The organism is Phormidium sp. CCY1219 (genome assembly GCF_035615515.1).
Classification (GTDB): domain Bacteria; phylum Cyanobacteriota; class Cyanobacteriia; order Cyanobacteriales; family Laspinemataceae; genus CCY1219.
On sequence record NZ_JAJENT010000111.1, the window covers coordinates 1 to 1,062 of the forward strand.

At 52.7% G+C, this 1,062-nt stretch carries 1 pseudogene; it reads right to left on the reverse strand.

The window, feature by feature from the left end:
• Positions 1-21: 21 nt before the first annotated feature.
• A pseudogene (gene psaB, locus LKK83_RS00640) lies at positions 22-1,062 on the reverse strand (photosystem I core protein PsaB); the annotation flags it as partial.

Genomic DNA, 1,062 nt, shown 5'->3' on the forward strand with positions numbered 1-1,062 from the left:
AATCAGGCAGTTAGAGCCTCATCAACCGAACTTACTCGCCGTAGAGGCAATCAAGAACGCCGCATAAGTCAGCACATAACCCACCGTAAAGTGAGCCAGACCGATCAAACGACCTTGGACGATAGACATCGCCACCGGCTTATCCTTCCAGCGAACCAGATTCGCCAAAGGAGTGCGTTCGTGGGCCCAGACGAGAGTTTCGATTAACTCTTGCCAATAACCGCGCCAGCTAATCAGGAACATAAACCCAGTGGCCCAGACCAAATGGCCGAACAGGAACATCCAAGCCCAAACCGACAGGTTATTCACCCCATAGGGGTTGTATCCATTAATCAACTGAGAAGAATTCAGCCACAGGTAATCGCGCAACCAACCCATCAAATAGGTAGAAGACTCGTTGAATTGCGCCACATTGCCTTGCCAGACTGCCAGATGCTTCCAGTGCCAATAGAACGTCACCCAACCGATGGTGTTGAGCATCCAGAACATCGACAGATAGAACGCATCCCATGCCGAGATATCGCAGGTACCGCCACGACCCGGGCCATCACAGGGGAACGCATAGCCGAAATCTTTTTTATCCGGCATCAGCTTAGAACCCCGGGCATCCAGAGCGCCTTTGACCAAAATCAAAGTGGTGGTATGCAGACCCAGAGCGATCGCGTGGTGGACCAAGAAATCACCCGGTCCGATAGTCAGGAACAAGGAATTGGTGCCAGAGTTGATGGCATCGAGCCAACCGGGCAGCCACACATTGCCGTAATTCGGCCATGCAGTGGAAGCGATGCTATCCGGGTTGGACAGCAGCACGTCGAAGCCGTAGAGGGCTTTTCCGTGAGCCGCTTGAATCCACTGAGCAAATACGGGTTCGATGAGGATTTGCTTTTCGGGGGTACCGAAAGCCACCACCACATCGTTGTGAACGTACAGGCCCAAGGTATGGAACCCGAGGAACAGAGATACCCAGCTCAGGTGAGAGATAATCGCTTCCTTGTGCTGTAAGACCCGATACAAGACGTTATTCTTGTTGGCTTCCGGGTCGTAGTCGCGAACCAGGAAGAT